This is a genomic window from Thermovenabulum sp., from assembly GCF_049701175.1.
GTDB lineage: Bacteria > Bacillota > Thermosediminibacteria > Thermosediminibacterales > Thermosediminibacteraceae > Thermovenabulum.
The window spans coordinates 23,687-44,005 of record NZ_JBNATW010000003.1 but is presented as its reverse complement, the minus strand read 5'-3'; the positions used below and the strand labels follow the sequence as shown (position 1 = coordinate 44,005).

Below are 20,319 nucleotides of genomic sequence, written 5' to 3'. Positions count from 1 at the left end.
ATTATAACCTCCTTTTATTTGAACTCAAAAAATTTATTTATTCTCATCATAAACGTAAAAACCTCGCCCTGTCTTTCTCCCTAAATGCCCTGCTTTCACCATTTTTCTTAAAATATAAGGTGGACGGTAACGGGGATCGCTGTATTCTCTGTAAAGGGTTTCGGTTTTAGCTAAGTGTATATCCACGCCTATCATGTCAATAAGTTCCAAAGGTCCCATAGGAAGGTTTGCACCGAGCTTCATAGCAGTATCAATATCCTTTGCATCAGCAACCCCTTCGGAATAAACTACAACAGCTTCATTTAACAGAGCTGCTAAAACCCTGCTTACTATTCCTGCAGGTGTCTCAATTTTTGTAACAATCGGCGTTTTATCAAGCATTTCTGCCATAGCCTTTGTCTTTTCCACAGTGGCTTCATCGGTTTCAAGGCCTGGAATTATTTCAACAAGCTTCATAATAACAGGAGGATTAAAAAAGTGCATTCCTATAACCCTTTTTCTATTTTTTGTGGCAGCAGCAATTTCACTAATCGAACACGCAGTTGTATTAGTTGTTAGGACAACTTCTGGACCAAATATCGAATCCAATTTTTCGAAAACCTTCTTTTTGATCTCTATATCCTCAAAAACAGCTTCTATTACAAAATCAGCATCTGAAAAAGATTCTAATTCGGTGCCAACCGTGATCCTTTTTATTACTTCTTCAGCCTGCTCTTTAGTGATTTTCCCTTTTTCTACCCTTTTGAAAAGATTTTCTTTAATTTTCATGTAAGCTTTATCAACAATAGTTTTTTCAGTATCCAATAAATACGCCTCAAATCCCTGCTGTGCTGCAAGTTGAGCAATCCCATGTCCCATCGTTCCGGCTCCAACTACTAATATTTTCTTAACCTCCATCCTTTTAGACCTCCTTGTATTTTTTAATTTAATCTTTCTATTATCATTGCCTCGCCCTGTCCACCGCCTACACATAAAGTAACCATACCTAATGTTTTATCCTCGTTTTTTAGAGCATGAATCAATGTTGTCACAAGTTTCGCTCCAGTAGCGCCAATTGGATGGCCAAGGCTAATGGCTCCGCCGTAAATATTTGTTTTTTCAATATCCAGCTTCAATTCTCTCATCACCGCAATTACTTGGCCCGCAAAGGCCTCGTTTAATTCTATTAAGTCTATGTCCTTTAGGGTAAGTCCGGCTTTTTTAAGAGCTATTGGAACTGCTTCTACAGGTCCAAGCCCCATGCGTACGGGGTTTATACCCTTTTGCCCATGGGAAACAATTTTAGCTAAAGGTTTTAAACCTAAAGCTTCTGCTTTTTCTTTTTCCATAAGTACCAAAGCCGCTGCTCCATCGCAGAGGGCAGAACTTGTACCCGCCGTAATGGTGCCATTTTCTTTAAATACAGGTGGAAGTTTTGCCAAAGCTTCTAAAGAAATATCTCTTCTTGGTATTTCCTCGGTATCAAAAAAAACATCGGGATTTTTTTTAGTACCAATGTTAATAGGAACTATCTCCTCTTTAAATTTTCCTGCATCAATAGCTGCAATTGCCCTTTTATGGCTGAGGTATGCATATTCATCCTGTTCTTTCCTTGAAATACCGTATTCCTCAACCAAAACTTCTGCTGTTGCTCCCATCATCATCCCAGCTAAAGGACACATAAAACCGTCTTGATGAAGATGATCTTGGATTTCTCCTGCTCCAAGGCGGTAACCCCACCTCGCTCCTGGTAAAAGATAAGGGGCTCGGCTTGCCATTTCGGTACCCCCAGCTATTACACAGTCAGCATCGTTTGCTCGTATAGCTTGAGCTGCCAAAGCTACAGCCTTTAATCCTGAAGCACACCTTTTATTAATTGAAAAAGCTGATACACTTACAGGAAGTCCGCTTTTTACAGCAACAAGTCTGCCAAGATTTGGCCCAACACCAGCTTGCCACGCATTTCCCCATATTACCTCTTCAACCATATGTTTTTCTATTCCTGCCCTTCTTACTGCTTCTTTAATCACTTCACTCCCCAATTCTACTGGCGTCTTCGCAGATAAACTTCCTCCGAATTTGCCGCATGCAGTGCGAACTGCGCTTAAAATTACTACCTCGCGCATTTTTACACCTCCCTATGAGTTTTTTTTAATTAATCATATATATCTGACTTTTAAATTATATTTGCAAAATTTATGCCATATATTAATATAAAAAATATTCTAAAATAATTAATCAAATCAAGCCTTTTTCAATACGCTTTTTTAGAAAAAAGTTTAAAAAATAAACAAACGGACTATGGTTTACAAAAAATTAATATTAGAAGGTGTTCATTTTTTAAACTTTTATGTTCAAAAAACGAATCATTAAAAATTACTAAAAAGGCCATATAACGACAAAAAGCTGTTGGCTATTTAGATATTGCCAACAGCTTTTAAATTTTTTTACTTACAGCCGCTGCAGGATGAACAACTTCCTGCACATCCTCCTTGACCCGATTCACCCTTTCTCGTATACACAAAGCCTGTAAATCTTTGAGCAACTGTACCGTTGCATTTAGGACATTTTACTTTGTCTTTATCCTTTATATTTACAAATTCACTAAATTTATGGCCGCAATCGGTGCAAACAAAATCATAAGTAGGCAAAATACTACCTCCCTTCACACTTTTAAAACAGCAGACATGCCGAGGAAATCACTATATTTTTTTAAATATGGTTTTACTTCTTCTTCTATAAATTCTACTACCTGAGAAGAACTTCTACCGATATAATTTCTAGGTTCAAGCATTTTTTCAATTTCTTCTTTGCTTATTTTAAATCTTTGATCCTTTAAAATCTTATCTATTAAGTTATTTGCCTTTCCTTCCTTTATTTCTTCCTGAGTTTCCCTCGAATAAACCCTTATTGCTTCATGGAGTTCCTGTCGGTCACCGCCCTTTTTTACGGCTTCCATAAGTATATTTTCAGTGGCTATAAAGGGCAATTCTTCTTTTACGTGCTTTTCAATTATTTTTTCATTTACAATAAGACCTGCGCTTACATTAATAAATATATTTAATATAGCATCCGTTGCAAGAAACATCTCTGGAATTACAAGCCTTCTATTTGCAGAGTCATCAAGAGTCCTTTCAAACCACTGGCAGGATGCTGTAATATAAGGATTTAAACCATTTACTATTACAAACCTCGAAAGTGCAGTCATGCGTTCGCACCGCATAGGATTTTTCTTATAAGCCATTGCCGAAGAACCTACCTGTGTTTTTTCAAAGGGTTCTTCAATCTCCTTTAATCCCGATAACAATCTTACATCATTTGCAAATTTATGTGCGCTTTCTGCAATCCCCTGCAATACCCTCAATACGAAGCTGTCTATTTTCCTTGTATAGGTTTGCCCCGAAACAGGAATGGATTTTTTGAACCCAAATTTTTCAGCAATCATTTTATCAAGTGTCTTAACTTTTTCTTCATCACCTTCAAAGAGTTTTAAAAAACTTGCTTGGGTACCTGTAGTGCCTTTTACTCCTCTTGGCAACAAATTTTCTTCGGTGTATTCAATATCTTTTAAATCCAAAAGCAAATCGTATATCCAAAGCGTTGCCCTTTTCCCTACCGTTGTTAATTGCGCCGGTTGAAAATGGGTAAATCCTAAGGTAGGAAGGTCTTTATATTTTATTGCAAATTCGGCTAAGTTATTGATTACATTAATCAGTTTCTTTTTTAATATTCTAAGCCCATCCCGCATCAAAATAATATCCGTATTATCTCCTACATAAGCGCTGGTTGCCCCAAGATGAATAATGGGTTTCGCTTTTGGGCACTGTTTTCCGTATGCTAATACATGAGCCATCACATCATGTCTCGTATATTTTTCAAATTCTTCCGCATCCTCAAAATTTATATCCTCCGCATATTTTTTCATCTCCTCTATTTGCTCATCAGTGATAGGAAGCCCCAGCTCTTTTTCGGCTTCCGCAAGGGCTATCCAGAGTTTGCGCCAAAGGGAATATTTTTTCTTTGGCGAAAAGTTCTCCAACATTTCTTTGCTTGCATACCTTTCTACAAGTGGATTTTCAAAAATATCCTTCAAAGCTCCCACTCCTTTTAAAAAAATAAGCAGGGTTTACCTGCTTATTATACCAAGTCTTTAATAAATTTTTCAATTCTATCAAGTCCCTTTTCTATATTTGTCAAAGAAGTAGCATAAGATAGTCTTACATAATTTTCTGTCCCAAAAGCAACACCCGGAACAACCGCCACCATATAATTTTCTAAAAGGCTCTGGGCAAAATCGGTAGAATTTTTGATTTCTACACCTTTAATCTTCTTTCCAAAGGTTTTTGTTATATTCATCATTACATAAAAAGCTCCTTTTGGTTTTCTACAGGAAAGGCCCGCAATGCTGTTTATTCTTTCAACCATATAATCTCTTCTTTTTGAAAACTCTTCTACCATTGATGCAATAGCTTTTTTCCTGTCGGGATTAGAAAGAGCTTCTAAAGCAGCTCTTTGGGCTATGGAATTGGGGTTTGAGGTGGTATGGCTTTGAAAATCAGTCATCGCTTTTACAAGTTCTTCAGGCCCTGCTGCATATCCAATTCGCCATCCGGTCATGGAATAGGCTTTTGATACTCCGTTTACAATAAGGGTTTTTTCAAAAATTTCTTTCCCTAAGGTTGCAATGCTTACATGCTGCTCACCGTCATAAATAAGTTTATCATATATTTCATCAGATATAATAAAAAGGTTGTACTTATTTGCAAGTTCAGCAATACCCTCTAATTCCTCTTTTGAATATACACTACCTGTTGGGTTGTTGGGGCTATTTACTATAATAACCTTAGTCTTTGAGGTTATCAAAGGTTCAATTACTTCTTTTTTCATTTTGAAGTCATCTTCTTCATAAGTTGGCACAAAAACAGGCGTTCCTCCGCAAAGCTTTACAAGCTCTGGGTAACTTACCCAATAAGGATGAGGTATTAATACTTCATCCCCCGGATTTATAAGGCAGTAAAGGGCATTATAAAGGCATTGCTTTGCTCCATTTGATACGATAATTTCATTAGGTTTATATGTAAGTCCTAATTCCTCATTCAAAGTATTAACTATAGCTTTTTTAAGTTCCGGTATACCTCCTACCGGTGTATACTTTGTAAAACCTTCATTAATAGCTTTAATTGCTGAATTTTTTATAAAATCAGGGGTATCAAAATCCGGTTCTCCAGCCCCAAAACCGATAACATCATAACCCTCGCTCTTCATCTGTTTTGCTTTGGCATCAACTGCCAATGTAGGTGAGGGGCTTATGCCTTTTGCTTTTTCTGAAAGAAACATTGTTTTTACCCTCCTATTAAAATTTTTATAAATTATTTTGGCAAATCGGGCGGGAAGTTTATAACAACATCCTTTTTGTTAAAATCATAAAGATCCACTGTCATGTTCATAGCTCTCTTGCCCGATGTATTATCTTTAATCAGTATATCGACGTTCATTTTATAAATTAATAAATCCTTTTTGCCAATCCACAAGGTATACACTGCATTTACTTCATCCACATCATCGGCATTAGTCCCTTCAAGCAAAATCTCCTTTATTTTTTCATTATTTGGTATAAACTTTATCACTTTGCAGTCGACGCCCTTTACTTGTTCATCATTTAGATATTCTGCTTTTTCAATAATATCTTTTAAATTTTCGATTGTTTTTTCAGGGGTTTTTAAGATGTCATTCATATCACCAAGGGTAAAATCATTTGTCTTTACCCATTTGCCGTTGACAGGATTTTTTATAAAAAAGTTGCTGTCCTTCTGGTATATATCAATACTCATGCCCATCAATTCACCGCTTAAATGCATCATATTAGGATTTTGCACTTCACCTGTAAAAGAAAGTTTTTGCTCTACATCCTTTATAGAAAGTACAGCTTCTATTTTCATTCTATACGCTTTAACAAACTTTAATTTCTTACTTGCCTTAATTATCGAATCCTTTGGGGAAAGATTACTAAACTTATCACTGCAACTGGAAATATAAAAAACAGTAACTACTGTTAAAATTATTATAAACAAGTATAAGCTTATCCTGCGTATTTTCATTGTTTTCCTCCTAAAAAATACTTTTCCTTACTTTTATTATTATTTATTATTCTTCACTAAATTTATTTTTCCTTTTTTGTAACAAAAAATTAAATTAAAAAAGGGCTAAAAATAGCCCTATACTTTTCATAAATTTCTTAAAATATCATAATAAACCTCTTCTAATTTTTCATCTATTTTCTCAAAATTCATAGATTCGATATAGAATTTTTCCAAGTAATCGTGCAACCGTTTTGCCTCTCTCATACCTTCAACGGCCTCATCTAAAGCCTCAATCATTTTAGTTTTTTCTGCCTCCAAAAATTTGTTTTCTGTAATTTTTTCAAGGTCAACCAAAGTATCTAAATTGAAGCATTCATAATTACCTTCAGGTTTATCGTATATATGTGGCTCTTTTGAATTAACAAATCCCATATTTAACTCTGGTAAAATCAAATGGTCGATCTTTTCCGGTGATATAGGGCAATGGAATTCTTCTACATCGTAACCCATTAATACTGCCCTATCTTTTATTGCCTTTATAACTTCATATACAATTTCGCTTGAAGCACATGTAAAAATATATTTGTATTCAAGTCCATCAAAAAGATTTTTTACAAAATTTACCTTCCCTTCAGGTGTTATGGAGCTCGCAAACATTTTCCTTATTTTAGGAATTTTAAAAGGAGATGTTTTTTCTTTATATACAACATTAATAATGTCGCTTATAAATTTTTTTAACTCTAATTTTTTAACCGCTTTAATATAAATATTTTCCATCTCATCATAATAAATTTTTGCAATTTTTAAATGCGAAAAAGCATGCATATAACAATCTTTAATTTGCTCCTGCAATTTTATAATCTCTTTTTTGTTTTTTCTAATACCTTCTTCTTTCCAAAAATCTCCTAAATTTATAATAACATCAATAGCTCCCGGAAAGTTCGGATCAATTACATGGGGTGCTGTACCATCAACAAGAGCTATACCTAAATTCGCCAAATATATACCATCTAAAGAGTTGCTATCTGCTGAGCAATGTAAGAATTCGACATCATAACCTAAATTCAATAATCTTTCCCCCAAATTCCCTAAAAATGTGGATTTACCCGTTCCCGGCCCTCCTTTTAAAACGTAAATTTTTTTAGCGTCCCGCCATGAAATTACATTGTTAAAAAAAGGAAGATAACCGTTTGGAGTGCTTGTTCCCGGAAAATACCTTCTTTCCTTTCCGCGCATAAAATTAACCCCTCCTGAAAATAGATTTTCAAATTTAGAATATTCAGGAGAGGCAAAAAAGGTTCAATGTCCAATATTAAGTTTCATATATGGAAATTATTGCTTTATCATCCTTTTTAGTTATCCCAAAAATGAAACCTTTTTTCTTGAAGGTTTTATTTAAAAAATCCACAAATCGATAAAGCTCATCGTTGTAGTTTAGTTCCTTTTGTGCAATTAATTCCAACTTCTCTTCCATTCGCATTCCCTTCTTAAAAATATTTTTAATAATCAATGTCCCATGTCTTTAGTGTATCTATTAGCTCGTATTTTGTCAAATCAAAATGAATAGGGGTTATTGAAATATAACCGTTTTTAACAGCCCATACATCCGAATCAATATCCAATAAATCTTCTATTACTTCCCCTGCAAGCCAGAAATAATCTTTTCCCCTTGGATCACATCTTTTATGAAAACAGTTTTTATATTTTCTTGTTCCTAAGTGAGTTATCATTATTCCTTTTATTTTTTCTCTTTCTAAATTAGGGATATTAACATTTAAAAGGGAATCTTTGGGAAATTCTTTATTCTTAATTGACCCGCACAATTTTCTTATAAATTCTGCTGGGTATTCAAAGGAAATTTCTTCATAAGCTGTCACAGAAGCTGCAATAGCAGGAATACCGTAAATTGCAGCCTCAATTGCGGCTGAAACTGTCCCGGAATAAATAACATCAGTACCTAAATTGGGCCCTCTGTTTATTCCTGAAATCACAAAATCAGGGGGTTCTTCAAGCAATGCATCCAAGGCCAATTTTACGCAATCGGAAGGTGTTCCGTTTATTTTAAAGGCAGTTACTTCAGGACCAAAAATTTCGACCTTCTCGGCCCTAAGTGGCTTATGCATGGTTATAGCATGAGCAGTAGCGCTTCTTTCCCTGTCCGGTGCTACTACAAAAACTTTGGCTATTTTGCTAAGCTCTTTTACAAGTGTGAAAATTCCTTCCGCATATATTCCATCATCATTTGAAACAAGAATTTTCAATATTTTCACCCCGCTTAAGCCGTTAACGCTTCGTTGTAAATTTCCACCGCCTTTTCTTCATCACCCATTCTTTCATAGCAAATGCCTATAATCGTCTTTATATTAAAATTAATTCTTTCTGGGCTGATTTTCTCGTAACATTCGATTGCTTCTTTATATTGACCCATTTTGAAAAGGCAGTAGGCTTTATTTAATAATATATCATCTTTTTCCTTCTTTTGCAAAATCCTATTTAAAATTTCCAGTGCTTCTTTAAAGCGCTTTAAAGATATTAGACAGTAAGCAATATTGTTTTGTAAAGTGTAGTCCTCAGGATTTATTTTTTCTGCCTGCTTAAAACATTCCATAGCTTTATTAACCATATTTTTTTTATATAAACAGTAACCCAAATTAATTAGAAGATCTGTATTCTGAGAATCAATCTTCAATCCTTTTTCGCACAATTTTATCGCCTCATCATAATTCCCTAAACCTGCTAAAGCCATAGTGTAATTATTAAGTAAAGTCAAGTCAATCTTATTTTTATTATAAACCTCTTTAAAAAGATTAACAGCATTTCTATAGTCTTCAAGCATCAATAAACTGGTTGCAAGATTTTGCTTAATGCTCAAATCATCTTTTGATATTTCTAATGCTTTTTTAAAGTTCTTTTTTGCTTCCTTTATATTACCCAATTTTAATAAACACAAACCTTTTTGGTTTAATAAAGTTTGCAAGTCCTCACCTTGAACAGTATCTATAATAAAGTCAATTATGTTAATAGCTTCACTATATTTTTCCATCTTGTAAAATATTTTGATTATTTGGCAATAAGACCTTACTTTTAAATCACTGTTTGATAAAGTAAGTTCATATTTTTCAATAGCCTTTTCATATTCCGATAATTCTTCATAAATTTTGGCTAAAAAGTATTGGACATAGGGAGAATTGGTGATTTTTTCAACTTCTTTAAAATATTTTAAGGCTCTTTTGTAATCCTTTATCAAATACGAAAATAATCCCCCAAAAGCCAATAAATAAATATTGGGATTTTTTTCTTTTTTGATTTTTTCTTCTACTTTATCAAGCCCTTTTGAATACATATTTAAATGAAACATAATTTTATAAATATACACTTCTATAATAGATAAAGAATTTTTAGCGTATATAGATTTAACACTTTCAATTATTTTACTAAAAAATTCCCATAGAATAGCTTTTGTCATTTTCTTTCCCCCCAAAAGTTTGATAGCTTGTCTACTCTAATAGCTAAATATATTATTCTATTATTTAATTGAATTTCCTTTATACAAAATATTATATAATCCCTGCAATATCGACATTTATTCCCTCAATTTTTTCTATATTTGCAATAACGAAGGCAGAACTCTTCAGGCTCTTTAAACCTAATATTCATCAAATTGCAAAAAAACCAGGTTTCACTTATACCACGCTTAATAAATTCCTTTTGGGGAATCAAATTAACGCAAACTTTGTCATATAAATCTTTTACTTTGCACCTTTTGCATGCCCACTTTTCATGCAAATCTTTTTCTCTTAAAAGGGCATTCCCCAAAAGGCATTTATATATTCTACATTCCGTATCTATAAGAAGTATAGTTTTATGTAACTGCAAAAATTTACATTTATAGGACAAAATAACCCCTCCAAAAACGATTTCTTTATTTACTTTTATGATGTATCCTTTGATAATGTGATTTATAAAAATAAAAAAGCTGTTGAATCTTTAAACATTCAACAGCCAAAATTTTCAATATAAATCTCCAGATATTTAATTTTTTAAAAAATCTCGGATAATATCTTTACTCCCTTTTTTATGCTTTCCACATCCACCGTTGCAAACGAAAGCCTCATAGAGGATTTTAAGCCTTTTTCTTCTCCTATTCCAAAGGAAATACCAGGGACATAAACTACTCCTTTTTCTATTGCCTTTAATACCTCATTCTTTGTATCTTTTTCTTCTTTTAAAGTAATCCAGGTAAAAAATCCCCCCTCAGGATTTGTAAAATAAATCCTTTCCTTAAAATACTCATTGATAGCCCAAACCATTGCATCGCGTTTTTCCCGGTAGTAGGGAATTATCTTTTCGATATGGGGGTATAGTTTCCCCTGTTTTAAAAATTCCGCAATTATTGCCTGGTTTAAGCTACTGGTATGTAAATCCATACCCTGTTTTGCAATAACCATTTTTCTAATGATTTCTTTTGATGCAATAATCCATGCAACCCTGACACCTGGGCAAAAAATTTTTGAAAAAGAATTTAAATATACTACTAAGCCTTCATCATCGTAAGTTTTTATGGGTTTTACAAAGTCTCCAGAATACCGAAGTTTTGAATATGGATCATCTTCAACAATTAAGATTTCATATTTTTTTGCTATTTCTATAATTTTCTTCCTTCTTTCTTCGGATAAGGTAACTCCTGAAGGGTTTTGAAAGGTAGGAATAGTATAAATAAACTTCGGCATTCTCCCTTTTTTAGCTTTTTCTTTCAGAATATCATCTAACATCTCTACGTCTAACCCTTCGCTGTCAACAGGAATACCTATTAATTTTGCTCTATAACTTCTTAAAGTATGGAGACTGCCGGGATAACTGGGCAATTCCACAATTACTTCATCCCCTGGATCCAACAAAACTTTACATACAAGGTCCATTCCCTGCTGGGAACCGGATGTTATTAAAATATTTTCCTTTTCGCAATTTATTCCGTCTTTTATTGATAATTCTTGAACTGATTCTATCAATTCAGGCAGTCCTTCAGTAGGGCTGTATTGAAGTATCCTTTTTGCTTTCTCTTCAATTACTTTTTCAAAACATAATTTTATTTCCCATACAGGAAAGGTATCCGGGGAAGGATTGCCACCCGCTAAGGATATAATTCCTGGTTTTTGGGAAACTTTTAAAAGCTCCCTTATGGGAGAAGGGGGAAGGTTAATAATACTATCGGAAAAAAATTTATCAAAATTCATTTTCTCACCCCTTTAAGTTACGGTGCCATTTCAAAGCCCTTATAAAAAGCTCTAAGGTTTTGCTCTTTAAACTGTTCGGGTGAATTCTTTTCCAAGGATTTTACTATGCTATCAAGACTTACAATCCCGGTTAGTTTAACCAAAATTCCCAATGCAATCATGTTGAGAATCCTTATATTTTTTAATTCCACAGCCGCATTGGTCATTGAAAAACCGTAATACTTTTGATTTTCACATTTTATAGTATCTTTATCGTAAATTAAAAGAGCATCCTCTTTGATTTTACCATTATATATTTCAAAAGCCTGTGGAGATAGACATACTACATAATCGGGGTCCATTGCTTCCGGAAACGCAATCTCCTCTTCGGATATTATCACTTCGGATTTCGAAAAACCTCCCCTTGTAGCAACCCCATAAGCAGTTGTCTGCACAGCATTTTTACCTTCAAAAATCGCCGCAGCCTCGCCTAATATCTTGCCTATTAACAAAAGCCCCTGCCCTCCGGAGCCTGCAAGCACAACTTCTTTCCTTCCCATGCTATAACCCCCTTACCTTGCACCTGCATCCTGTTCAAGAGAAGACAATTTTTCTCTCGCTTGTTTTTGTATTTCTAAATATTTGGTAGAAAAATCTGGCTTTTCAATATTTACAAATTCTCCTAAAGCAAATTTTCTTAAGTTGACATCACCTTCGTCCTGCTTAAAAGTGCTATTATCCTTTAAAAACTCCATCATTTCTACAGGAGTCTTCATTTGATTTAATCTTCCATAATAGGTCGGGCAAATATTTATTACATCAACAACTGAAAAACCTCTTTTCATTATTGCATTCTTAATATACTTTTCGAGTAAATTCACGTGAAAAACTGTTGCCCTCGCCACATAACTTGCACCTGAAGCAATAGCTAATTTTACAACATCAAAGGGTGGTTCTACAGAGCCAAAGCGCGATGTGCTGGTAATGCTGTTTTCAGGTGTTGTTCCCGACACTTGCCCTCCTGTCATGCCGTAATTGAAATTATTAGAAATAATTGCTGTGATATCTATATTCCTCCTCGCAGCATGAATAAAATGATTACCTCCTATGGTCAATCCATCTCCATCCCCCATTAATGCTAAAACCTTTAGGTTGGGGTTTACTGCCTTTACACCAGTTGCAGCAGGTAGCGCCCTGCCGTGAGTTACATGGAGGCTGTTTACGGATAAATAATCATCTGCCTTTCCCCAGCATCCAATCCCCGTAACCACTACTATTTCGCGGGGGTCTAAATTTAAATCCGCAAATGCCCTTGCTATAGCCTTTAAGATTATTCCATTGCCACAGCCTTCGCACCAAAAAAATGGAAGTTTATCTTCGATTATATAATCAAAAATGTTTCTTGCCACCTTAAATAACCTCCTTAACCTTTTCTATTATTTCAAAGGGTGTTATTATTTCGCTGTTTACTTTGTTTACTCCAATCACTGGCATATCGTTTTTTATTACCCTTTGGACTTCTCCAATAATCTGCCCGAGATTCATTTCAGGAACAATTACCACTTTTGCTTTATTTGCTAATTTAGCTACTTTTTCATCCGGAAAAGGCCAGAGTGTATTCAACTGTAAAAGCCCTGCTTTTTTACCTTCTTTTCTTAAAATATTTACAGCTTCTCTTGAACTTCTGGCCGATGCACCAAAAGAAATCAATAGTATTTCTGCATCTTCGGTATAAAATTCTTTGGTGATGATGATATCCTCTTTGTTTTGATAAATTTTATTATATAGCCTCTTAATAACTTTCTCGGCGTTTTTGGGAGAGTTGTTTGGGAATCCCGTTTCATCATGCATGGAACTGGAAGCATGGAAAATATATTCACTTCCATAAAAGGCCAATGGAGGCACCCCGTTCTTGTCCGGTTCATAGGGTTTAAACTTTAGCGGGTCCCCATCAGGCATTTTTCTATTAACAATGGGAATATCGTCATGCAAAACCACCTTTTCCCTCATATGGCCGATAATTTCATCGGACAAAAATATAACTGGAGTTCTATACTTTTCAGCAAAATTAAAAGCCGTAATTATCAAATCATAGCACTCTTGGACAGTAGAAGGAGCAAGGACAATCGCTGCATGGTCACCGTGGGTCCCCCACCTTGCTTGCATAACATCCGCTTGAGCCGGTTTTGTAGCAAGTCCAGTGCTTGGACCGCTCCTTTGGACATCAATTACTACACACGGAGCTTCAGTCATAATTGCAAGCCCAATATTTTCTTGCATGAGTGAAAATCCAGGACCGCTTGTCGCCGTAAAAGCTTTTGCTCCTGCAAAAGATGCACCTACTAATGCTGCCATACTGGCAATTTCATCTTCCATTTGTATATAAACTCCACCTTCAGCAGGAAGCCTAATCGAAGCAAGTTCTGCAATTTCCGACGAAGGAGTTATAGGGTAACCTGCATAAAATTTTGCACCCGCTTTTATTGCACCTTCTACACAAGCCTCGTTTCCCTGAAGAAATTTAATATTGTTTATCATTTTATACCACCCCTTCATCTCTTTCTTCAACAAAAATAGCAATATCAGGACATCTCAAATAGCATAAATTGCAACCTATGCATTCCTCCTCCTTCTCAATAATCGGAAAAGTATTAATTTCTATTTTAAGTACTTTTTTCGGGCAGAAAGCCACACAAATGCCGCATTTTTTGCACCTTTGCTCATTTACGGTAATCTTGAACCGTTTTTTCAATTCTATCCCTCCATAGATTTGTTAATAATATCAATATATTTTGTCTATTTTAATATTTTCTAAGCTTTGATATTAATGCATTTTTTGTGCCATTTTATAATTTTTTGTCCATTGTGCATAAAAAAATTTAAAAAGGGGATATAAAAGTTAAAATACATATTTTATTATTAACCTTCTAAGACTTAACCTTCTATGACCGCCAGCAATAGTTTTACTGTATTTTCTAAATCGTCTAAGTTCACCATTTCGGAAGGAGTATGGACATATCGTGTAGGTATTGCAATTCCACCTGAAGGTACACCCTCTTTTGTAAGGTGAATCGATCCCGCATCGGTGCCGCCTAAATCCAGCACTTCTCTCTGATAAGGAATATTATTTTTCTCCGCAGCATCGATTAAAAGTTGTTTTATTTTTGGATGGCTTAAAACACTCATGTCTTTAATTTTAATTGCAGGGCCTTTACCAAGATCAACCGCTATTTTTTCACCTTCGGGAGTATCACCGCAAATAGTGACGTCTACTACTATCGCAAGTTCCGGCTCTATTGAATAAGCTGAAGTTTTTGCCCCACGCGTTCCTACTTCTTCCTGAGTTGTGAACACAAAATATAAGTCATATTTAGGATTTTTTACTTCTTGAAGCGCTTTTATAAGCACAGCACATCCGGCTCTATCATCTAAGGATTTGGCGGATATATTTTTCCCTAAGAAATTGCACTCCCTGTAATAAGTAGCCATATCGCCAACCTTTACTTTCGACATAGCTTCTTCTTTTGACGATGCTCCAATGTCAATAAAAAGCCTTTTCATCTTAAGTTCTTTCATATCATCAATTTTCTCTACACCTATTACACCAATGGTACCATTTTCAAAAATAACTCTTTCACCTAGTAATATAAATGGAGAGACCCCTCCAATACTTGAAAATCTTATAAACCCTTTATCGTCAATATTGGTTACTATTATTCCTATTTCATCCATATGAGCGGCAAGCATAAGCTTGTCTCCTGAGCCTTTCTTATGGACAATCAAATTGCCCAAAGCATCAACTTTGACTTCATCGGCATAAGGAGTAACTAAATCCTTAATGACATTTCTTATCTTTTCTTCATTCCCTGAAGGTCCGTATGTTTCTGTCAAGGTTTTAATTAACTCTTTCACCTTATACTCCCCTTTCCTGGTAATCTAAAATTAAAGAATTGATAAGCAAAATAGTATTATTGATATCATTTATATCAGCCACACTAACCGGTGAATGGATGTATCTTGTGGGCACGGAAATCACTATTGTGGGAATTCCTTCACCAATGGATTGAATCCTTCCCCCATCGGTGCCTCCTAAATTAGTTCTCCTTGGCTGACATGGGATGTTATTTTTCTTTGCTACTTCGAATACCCTATCCCTCATACCTTTATTTGCAATAAAGCTTCTATCCATAGTTGTTACCGCAGGACCCATCCCAAGCACAGTATTATACTCTTCTTCTTTTGTCCCTGGTACATCCGAAGCAAAGGTGCCTTCCACAACAATTGCAACATCGGGCTTTAATTGATATGCGGCAACACCAGAGCCCCTGAGCCCTATTTCCTCCTGCACCGTAAACGCTCCACAGATTTCCACTTCATAATTCCTTTTTAAAATCTCCGCAACTACAAAACAACCTATTCTATCGTCCAAAGCCTTCCCTTTTACTATATTTTCACCAAAAATCTCAAATTCCGTATCAAAGCATGCATAATCTCCAATTTTTACCTTTTTCTCCGCATCTTCCTGGTCCTTTGCGCCTATATCTATATAAAGATTTTTTATTTTTAAAGCATTTTCCCTTTCTTTTGGGTCCTGCCTGTGAATGGGTTTTGCACCGATAACTCCTTTTATTTTATTTGGTCCTATGGTTACGGTTTTTGAAACAAGTATCCTATCATCAATGCCGCCTACTGATTCAAATTTTAAAAATCCATTTTTCAATATAGAGGTTATCATCAAACCCACTTCATCCATATGTGCTGCAAGCATAATTCGCGGCTTTTTGCCCTTATTCTTTTTTTCGAAAAGGAGATTTCCTAAAGCATCAGTTTTAAAATCCGCATACTCTTTTAATTCCTCTTTTAGAATATTCCTTACTTCATTTTCGCAGCCCGAAACCCCTGCTGCTTCAGAAAGCTTTTTTAATAAAAGCATTTTAATCCCTCCACAAATTCCGTATCTATGGAAGCTATAAACAATGCAATCAATCGCCCAGTTAGTTTTATGTCTTCTGTATTTAATGTTTCAACGGTAGTATGCATATATCTTAGCGGAATGGATATAAGTGCTGTCGGAACTCCTGCCCTTGTAATCTGTATCGACCATGCATCTGTCCCCGTATAGGAAGGATTGGGATCAATTTGATAGGGTATTTTATATTCTTCAGCAATGGATTTTAACTTTTCATAGAGTTTTGGATGAATGTTGGGCCCTAAGGCAATTGCAGGGCCTTTCCCCAATTTAAAAGTTTCTTCTTCATGCAGGTCGGGGATATCGCCGTGCCCAACATCTATTGCAATACCTATGTCGGGATATATACCGTAAGTCGATGTTATTGCCCCTCTTAAGCCGACCTCCTCCTGGACAGTAGCAACACCGTATACCTCGCCTTTAAAATTGAATTTTTTTAACTCCTCCATACAGCACAATATTGCAGCAACTCCCGCCTTATCATCTAGGGCATTAGAGGAAAAATTGTTATTTAAAAGCTCAAGGGGTTTTCTCTTAAAAGTAATATAATCTCCCACATTGATGATTTCTTTAATTTTTTCATAAGAAAGGCCCGTATCTATAAATAAATCTTCTTTCTTAAAAGCTTTACTTTTTTCATCAGGTTCCTGCAAGTGAGGAGGTTTGCTTCCTATAATCCCCGGTATAATTTTTTTGCCGTGGATTAAAACCTCCTGTCCCAGCAGTATTCTTTGGTCAATTCCGCCCACATATGTAAATCTTATAAATCCTTTTTCTTCTATTTTTGTAACCATCATTCCAATTTCATCCATATGTGCGGCGATCATCACTTTAAAAGAACCTTCATTTCCTTTCTTTTTGCCTATAATATTACCGAGCTTATCAAACTTAACTTCATCAAAGGATTTTTCAAATAAAACCTTTACTTTAACACTACCCTCCACTTCCCTCCCTGAAGGAATATGATCAGTTATTATTTCTTTTAATATCTCTTTTATTTCCAATTTTTTTGCCTCCTTTCCAATATATAACTTCTACAACAACTATTAGTTTCCTTCAAATATTTTAATTAAAAAATTTTATTTTTAACTATTGACGAATTTTTTATTTTCATGTATACTATAAATTGCGTTCGGGCCCATAGCTCAATCGGTCAGAGCAACCGGCTCATAACCGGTCGGTTCTAGGTTCGAGTCCTAGTGGGCCCACCAAAATTTTATGCCGACGTAGCTCAATTGGTAGAGCAGCTGACTTGTAATCAGCAGGTTGTGGGTTCGAGTCCCTTCGTCGGCTCCATTTTTTAAATGTGGAGAGATTCCCGAGCTGGCCAAAGGGGGCAGACTGTAAATCTGCTGGCGATGCCTTCGGTGGTTCGAATCCACCTCTCTCCACCATTAAATGTGGGCCATTAGCTCAGTTGGTAGAGCACCTGACTCTTAATCAGGGTGTCGTGGGTTCGAAGCCTACATGGCCCACCATAAAAAAGCCATAATCCTCCTATGAAGGAGGATTTTTTTATTTGTCGCCCATCGAAAATAACACACTTTTGTTTAATTCTCATTTATAGCATCGAGTTAATTTAAACCTTATCATCTCTAAAAATGTCATTTTTTGTTATAAAATTTCACTTAATTTTGCATTTTTATAACCTCCCTGTCAAATCCTGCTATGCCCCGGGAAATATTTTTTACTTATAAGAAGGAAAAAACTATAAACTATAGAAAATAATCTATAGAAAATAACTTGTTGGTGATATGTTATGTTTGAAATTGAAAAACAGCTTCATAATATTTTTTCTTACGAATCTATAAGGCGGATTTTTGATTCCCTTGATGAAGGGATTATTATCGTAGACAATAATTTCAAAATTTTGTTTTACAATAAAATTTTAGGAAAATTTGAAGGATTAGATCCTGAAAGAGTAATAGGTAAAAATCTGTTTGAAGTATATCCTTCCTTATCTCCAGAGGAAAGTACCATTTGGCAGGTTCTAAAAACAGGAAAACCAGTTATTAAAAGGTATCAGCAGTACATGAATTTTTTAGGAAAAGAGATAAAAGCTGTAAATACCACATTCCCTATAATTGAAAACGGCAATATTATCGGAGCTTTTGAAATATCAAGGGATATTACCAATTTATATAACCTTACAAAAAAAATAGTAGAATTAAGGCAAATAGTAACAGGCGAAAAATCTTTAAAAGAAAATTTTTCTTTAAAATACGATTTCAACTGTATTATCGGGCAAAGCAAAAAAATAAAAGATTTGATTATCTTTGCAAAAAAAGTGTCAAAAACCTCTTCTTCCGTCCTTATATACGGTGAAACGGGTACAGGAAAAGAACTTTTTGCTCAAAGCATTCACGCTGAAAGCCCGCGAAAAAACGGTCCCTTTATTGCTCAAAACTGTGCAGCATTGCCTGAGTCTCTGTTGGAAAGCCTACTTTTTGGTACAACCAAAGGGAGTTTTACTGGAGCAGAAAATAAACCTGGACTTTTTGAACAAGCCGATGGTGGAACACTTTTATTAGATGAAATAAACTGTATGGGCTTAAACCTTCAAAGTAAACTCTTAAGAGTTTTGCAAGAAGGAGTGGTACGAAGAATTGGAGCTTCTTACGATATACCTGTAGATGTAAGGATTATAGCAACTACCAATGAAAAACCCGAAATCCTATTAAAAACTGGAAGATTAAGAAAAGATTTATTTTACAGATTGAGCGTAATTTATATGGAAATCCCTCCTTTAAGAGAAAGGAAAGAAGACATTATACTATTAGTTGATTACTTCATTCAAAAATACAACAAGAAATTTTGCAAAAATATATCGGGTATTGATAAAAATCTTATTGATATATTCTTAAAATATCACTGGCCCGGAAATATAAGAGAATTAGAACATATTATAGAAGGATTAATGAATTGCTTAGATGAAGGTATAATAACATCTGATTATTTGAAATATGTTAATTTTAATTTTTTGAATAAAGATTTTACAAAGGGTTTAGACAACCAAGAATCAAAAAATAGACAAATAAATTCTCAAAAAATAAAATCCTTGAAGGAAATAGATGAATTTGAAAAAAATCTAATAATCGAAACCCTATTAGAATTTGATGGTAATATTACAAAAGCAGCTGAAAAATTAGGTTTAAAAAGGCAATCTTTACAGTATCGCATAAAAAAATATGGTATTCAAAAAGATATTTTAGATAAGAAAAAATAAAAGAAGAATTTTATTTTTTTATCACTACTTAGGTATCTTTTTGTAAAAAAAACTTTTTATACTATAATACCCATACTTTTGTGGCATAATTATTTGCTCAGTGCTCCCAACAAACAATACTCCATCATCAGTTAGTGAATCATAAAATTTTCTATAAATACTGTCTTTAGCCTCTTCAGTAAAATAAATCAAAACATTCCTGCATAGAATAAGATGTATTCCTTTAGGAAAGGGATCTGTTAGTAAGTTAAGTTTCTTGAACTTTACTTTATTTTTTATCTCATCAACTATCTCATATTCATCGTCTCTTTTAATAAAAAATTTCTTTTTTAAATCCTCCGGTACATTTGCAACAATTTTTTCGTTATAAATGCCTTCCCTTGCCCTTTCTATTGCATCTTCATCAATATCTGTAGCCAGTATTTCTATATTCTTAAAATTAATTTTTTCAAATAAAAGTGCAACTGAATAGGGTTCTTCTCCACTTGCACAAGCAGAACTCCAAATTTTTAATATTTTATTTTTGGAAATTAATTCGGGCAGAATTTCTTTTTCCAATATTTCCCACTGGTTAGGGTTTCTAAAAAATTCTGAGACATTTATTGTAAGGTAATTTAAAAACTCTCTCAATCTATTTTTATCCTCTTTTATGAATCTATAATAATCTTCATATTCCTCAAAACCGTTCCTTTTTATAAATGATTCTATTCTTCTTTTCATTTGTTTTTCTTTATACAATGATAAATCTATTCCCGTTATTTTTTTTATTTTTTCAATAAAATCCCCATATTTGTCCTGCAAGAAAATCCCCCTCTAAAAATAAAAATTAATAATTTAATTATAACATATTCA

General features: G+C 34.4%; 21 protein-coding genes and 4 tRNA genes. 5 read left to right on the top strand and 20 right to left on the bottom strand.

Annotated elements, in window-relative coordinates; all coding sequences use genetic code 11:
* Positions 1-33 precede the first annotated feature (33 nt).
* The 19 genes from ACPLVF_RS01565 to ACPLVF_RS01475 form a co-directional block, all read right to left on the bottom strand.
* Positions 34-897, bottom strand: a complete 864-nt coding sequence (locus tag ACPLVF_RS01565) for a 3-hydroxyacyl-CoA dehydrogenase family protein (RefSeq protein WP_424906068.1) — start codon at positions 895-897, stop codon at positions 34-36.
* 23 nt (positions 898-920) lie between these two features.
* Positions 921-2,105 carry a thiolase family protein gene (locus tag ACPLVF_RS01560; protein ID WP_424906067.1) on the bottom strand — a complete coding sequence of 395 codons (1,185 nt, stop codon included), beginning with the start codon at positions 2,103-2,105 and terminating at the stop codon, positions 921-923.
* A gap of 321 nt (positions 2,106-2,426) precedes the next feature.
* Positions 2,427-2,630: an FmdB family zinc ribbon protein gene (locus ACPLVF_RS01555; protein ID WP_424906066.1), complete on the bottom strand. Its 204-nt coding sequence runs from the start codon at positions 2,628-2,630 to the stop codon at positions 2,427-2,429.
* 14 nt (positions 2,631-2,644) lie between these two features.
* Positions 2,645-4,072, bottom strand: a complete 1,428-nt coding sequence (gene purB, locus ACPLVF_RS01550) for an adenylosuccinate lyase (protein WP_424906065.1) — start codon at positions 4,070-4,072, stop codon at positions 2,645-2,647.
* Positions 4,073-4,116: 44 nt separating this feature from the next.
* Positions 4,117-5,316 carry a pyridoxal phosphate-dependent aminotransferase gene (locus tag ACPLVF_RS01545; protein WP_424906064.1) on the bottom strand — a complete coding sequence of 400 codons (1,200 nt, stop codon included), beginning with the start codon at positions 5,314-5,316 and terminating at the stop codon, positions 4,117-4,119.
* Between the two features lie 32 nt (positions 5,317-5,348).
* Positions 5,349-6,077, bottom strand: a complete 729-nt coding sequence (locus tag ACPLVF_RS01540; protein WP_424906063.1) for a DUF6612 family protein — start codon at positions 6,075-6,077, stop codon at positions 5,349-5,351.
* Between the two features lie 126 nt (positions 6,078-6,203).
* Positions 6,204-7,295 carry an AAA family ATPase gene (locus ACPLVF_RS01535; RefSeq protein ID WP_424906062.1) on the bottom strand — a complete coding sequence of 364 codons (1,092 nt, stop codon included), beginning with the start codon at positions 7,293-7,295 and terminating at the stop codon, positions 6,204-6,206.
* A 76-nt stretch (positions 7,296-7,371) separates the two neighbouring features.
* Positions 7,372-7,539 (bottom strand): YpmA family protein, encoded by a 168-nt coding sequence (locus tag ACPLVF_RS01530; RefSeq protein WP_424906061.1) that lies wholly within the window; start codon positions 7,537-7,539, stop codon positions 7,372-7,374.
* A gap of 19 nt (positions 7,540-7,558) precedes the next feature.
* Complete coding sequence (gene surE, locus ACPLVF_RS01525) at positions 7,559-8,320, bottom strand: 5'/3'-nucleotidase SurE (RefSeq protein WP_424906060.1); 762 nt, start codon at positions 8,318-8,320, stop codon at positions 7,559-7,561.
* A 14-nt stretch (positions 8,321-8,334) separates the two neighbouring features.
* A complete protein-coding gene (locus ACPLVF_RS01520; RefSeq protein ID WP_424906059.1) occupies positions 8,335-9,525 on the bottom strand; it encodes a tetratricopeptide repeat protein in 1,191 nt (396 codons plus the stop codon).
* Between the two features lie 125 nt (positions 9,526-9,650).
* Positions 9,651-9,956, bottom strand: coding sequence for a hypothetical protein (locus ACPLVF_RS01515; protein WP_424906058.1), 306 nt, complete (start codon positions 9,954-9,956; stop codon positions 9,651-9,653).
* A gap of 143 nt (positions 9,957-10,099) precedes the next feature.
* Positions 10,100-11,293 (bottom strand): PLP-dependent aminotransferase family protein, encoded by a 1,194-nt coding sequence (locus tag ACPLVF_RS01510; protein WP_424906057.1) that lies wholly within the window; start codon positions 11,291-11,293, stop codon positions 10,100-10,102.
* Positions 11,294-11,310: 17 nt separating this feature from the next.
* Entirely contained in the window at positions 11,311-11,832 is a 522-nt protein-coding gene (locus ACPLVF_RS01505; protein ID WP_424906056.1) for a 2-oxoacid:acceptor oxidoreductase family protein, read from the bottom strand.
* A gap of 12 nt (positions 11,833-11,844) precedes the next feature.
* Positions 11,845-12,681 (bottom strand): thiamine pyrophosphate-dependent enzyme, encoded by an 837-nt coding sequence (locus tag ACPLVF_RS01500; RefSeq protein WP_424906055.1) that lies wholly within the window; start codon positions 12,679-12,681, stop codon positions 11,845-11,847.
* A 1-nt stretch (position 12,682) separates the two neighbouring features.
* Positions 12,683-13,810, bottom strand: coding sequence for a 2-oxoacid:acceptor oxidoreductase subunit alpha (locus ACPLVF_RS01495; RefSeq protein ID WP_424906054.1), 1,128 nt, complete (start codon positions 13,808-13,810; stop codon positions 12,683-12,685).
* Position 13,811: 1 nt separating this feature from the next.
* Positions 13,812-14,024, bottom strand: coding sequence for a 4Fe-4S dicluster domain-containing protein (locus ACPLVF_RS01490; protein WP_424906053.1), 213 nt, complete (start codon positions 14,022-14,024; stop codon positions 13,812-13,814).
* Positions 14,025-14,206: 182 nt separating this feature from the next.
* Positions 14,207-15,184 (bottom strand): M42 family metallopeptidase, encoded by a 978-nt coding sequence (locus ACPLVF_RS01485; protein WP_424906052.1) that lies wholly within the window; start codon positions 15,182-15,184, stop codon positions 14,207-14,209.
* A gap of 1 nt (position 15,185) precedes the next feature.
* Entirely contained in the window at positions 15,186-16,205 is a 1,020-nt protein-coding gene (locus ACPLVF_RS01480; protein ID WP_424906051.1) for a M42 family metallopeptidase, read from the bottom strand.
* The gene (locus ACPLVF_RS01475; RefSeq protein WP_424906050.1) at positions 16,193-17,245 is read right to left on the bottom strand and encodes a M42 family metallopeptidase; all 1,053 of its coding nucleotides are present in this window, start codon (positions 17,243-17,245) and stop codon (positions 16,193-16,195) included. The genes ACPLVF_RS01480 and ACPLVF_RS01475 overlap by 13 nt, the downstream gene beginning before the upstream one ends.
* Positions 17,246-17,375: 130 nt before the next feature.
* Here ACPLVF_RS01475 and ACPLVF_RS01470 point away from each other — a divergent pair.
* The 5 genes from ACPLVF_RS01470 to ACPLVF_RS01450 all read left to right on the top strand — a co-directional run bounded on the left by ACPLVF_RS01470 (position 17,376) and on the right by ACPLVF_RS01450 (position 19,467).
* Positions 17,376-17,452 (top strand) — tRNA-Ile (locus ACPLVF_RS01470).
* Positions 17,453-17,461: 9 nt separating this feature from the next.
* Positions 17,462-17,537 (top strand) — tRNA-Thr (locus tag ACPLVF_RS01465).
* 12 nt (positions 17,538-17,549) lie between these two features.
* A tRNA-Tyr gene (locus tag ACPLVF_RS01460) sits at positions 17,550-17,635 on the top strand.
* An 8-nt stretch (positions 17,636-17,643) separates the two neighbouring features.
* Positions 17,644-17,719: transfer RNA gene (locus ACPLVF_RS01455), tRNA-Lys, on the top strand.
* 281 nt (positions 17,720-18,000) lie between these two features.
* Positions 18,001-19,467, top strand: a complete 1,467-nt coding sequence (locus ACPLVF_RS01450) for a sigma-54 interaction domain-containing protein (protein WP_424906049.1) — start codon at positions 18,001-18,003, stop codon at positions 19,465-19,467.
* Positions 19,468-19,491: 24 nt separating this feature from the next.
* Here the strand turns inward: ACPLVF_RS01450 and ACPLVF_RS01445 are convergent, their stop codons facing one another.
* Positions 19,492-20,268: a CheR family methyltransferase gene (locus ACPLVF_RS01445; RefSeq protein ID WP_424906048.1), complete on the bottom strand. Its 777-nt coding sequence runs from the start codon at positions 20,266-20,268 to the stop codon at positions 19,492-19,494.
* Between the last annotated feature and the right edge of the window lie 51 nt (positions 20,269-20,319).

Coding starts and splice junctions, on each gene's coding strand:
- ACPLVF_RS01565 (WP_424906068.1), bottom strand. CDS start 897: ATGGAGGTTAAGAAAATATTAGTAGTTGGAGCCGGAACGATGGGACAT.
- ACPLVF_RS01560 (WP_424906067.1), bottom strand. CDS start 2,105: ATGCGCGAGGTAGTAATTTTAAGCGCAGTTCGCACTGCATGCGGCAAA.
- ACPLVF_RS01545 (WP_424906064.1), bottom strand. CDS start 5,316: ATGTTTCTTTCAGAAAAAGCAAAAGGCATAAGCCCCTCACCTACATTG.
- ACPLVF_RS01540 (WP_424906063.1), bottom strand. CDS start 6,077: ATGAAAATACGCAGGATAAGCTTATACTTGTTTATAATAATTTTAACA.
- ACPLVF_RS01535 (WP_424906062.1), bottom strand. CDS start 7,295: ATGCGCGGAAAGGAAAGAAGGTATTTTCCGGGAACAAGCACTCCAAAC.
- ACPLVF_RS01530 (WP_424906061.1), bottom strand. CDS start 7,539: ATGCGAATGGAAGAGAAGTTGGAATTAATTGCACAAAAGGAACTAAAC.
- ACPLVF_RS01520 (WP_424906059.1), bottom strand. CDS start 9,525: ATGACAAAAGCTATTCTATGGGAATTTTTTAGTAAAATAATTGAAAGT.
- ACPLVF_RS01510 (WP_424906057.1), bottom strand. CDS start 11,293: ATGAATTTTGATAAATTTTTTTCCGATAGTATTATTAACCTTCCCCCT.
- ACPLVF_RS01505 (WP_424906056.1), bottom strand. CDS start 11,832: ATGGGAAGGAAAGAAGTTGTGCTTGCAGGCTCCGGAGGGCAGGGGCTT.
- ACPLVF_RS01495 (WP_424906054.1), bottom strand. CDS start 13,810: ATGATAAACAATATTAAATTTCTTCAGGGAAACGAGGCTTGTGTAGAA.
- ACPLVF_RS01480 (WP_424906051.1), bottom strand. CDS start 16,205: ATGCTTTTATTAAAAAAGCTTTCTGAAGCAGCAGGGGTTTCGGGCTGC.
- ACPLVF_RS01450 (WP_424906049.1), top strand. CDS start 18,001: ATGTTTGAAATTGAAAAACAGCTTCATAATATTTTTTCTTACGAATCT.